Origin of the sequence: Pseudoalteromonas sp. SG44-1 (assembly GCF_014164315.1) — a bacterium.
Lineage (GTDB): Bacteria > Pseudomonadota > Gammaproteobacteria > Enterobacterales > Alteromonadaceae > Pseudoalteromonas > Pseudoalteromonas rhizosphaerae.
This window is the reverse complement of the sequence record NZ_JACJEW010000207.1, coordinates 1-794: the sequence shown is the minus strand read 5'-3', so window position 1 is coordinate 794 and position 794 is coordinate 1. Positions and strand designations below refer to the sequence as shown.

Annotated in this window: 1 protein-coding gene; it reads left to right on the top strand. The window is 52.8% G+C overall.

The annotated features are described in order from the left end of the window. Positions 1-794: Ig-like domain-containing protein (locus tag H5187_RS23800; RefSeq protein ID WP_182798505.1), on the top strand; the 794-nt coding region annotated here is incomplete at both ends.

The following is a 794-nucleotide window of genomic DNA, read 5'->3' as shown; positions in this document are numbered from 1 at the left end:
ACGGTCACCGATGCCAATGGCGATATACAAACCTTAACTGCCACTGTGTTGGCTGATGGCAGTTGGTCGGTGGATGTACCGACCCCGCTTGCAGAAGGCGCTTTTGTTGTTGATGCTAGTGTCACTGATGCGGCAGGTAATACCGCGTCTGATACTGAAAACGGCGGAGTAATTGACACCCAAGCGCCTACTTTTGATATTGATCCACTTGCTGCAACGAACGATACCACGCCCACCATCACTGGTAGCAGTGATGAAATTGGTGGTCTCGTCAGTGTCATCGTCACTGATGCGACGGGGGCAGTACAAACCTTAATCGCGACGGTACTGGCAGATGGTACGTGGTCGGTGGATATACCGACGCCGCTTGCAGAGGGCGCATTCCAAGTGGATGCCAGCGTCACTGATGCGGCAGGTAATACCGCGTCTGATACTGAAAACGGCGGAGTAATTGACACTCAAGCGCCAAGCTTTGATATTGATCCGCTTGCTGCAACGAGCGATAGCACGCCTACCATTACTGGTAGAAGTGATGAAATTGGTGGACTGGTAAGTATCACTGTGACAGATGCTAACGGCACGGTGCAAACTTTAACTGCGACGGTACTGGCTGATGGTACGTGGTCGGTGGATGTACCGATCCCACTTGCAGAAGGCGCATTCCAAGTGGATGCTAGTGTCACCGATGCCGCCGGCAATACCGCCAGTGACACAGAAAATGGTGGGGTGATCGATACTCTTGCACCGACGGTTGATATCAACCCGTTGGCTGATAGCAACGACAGCACGCCTAC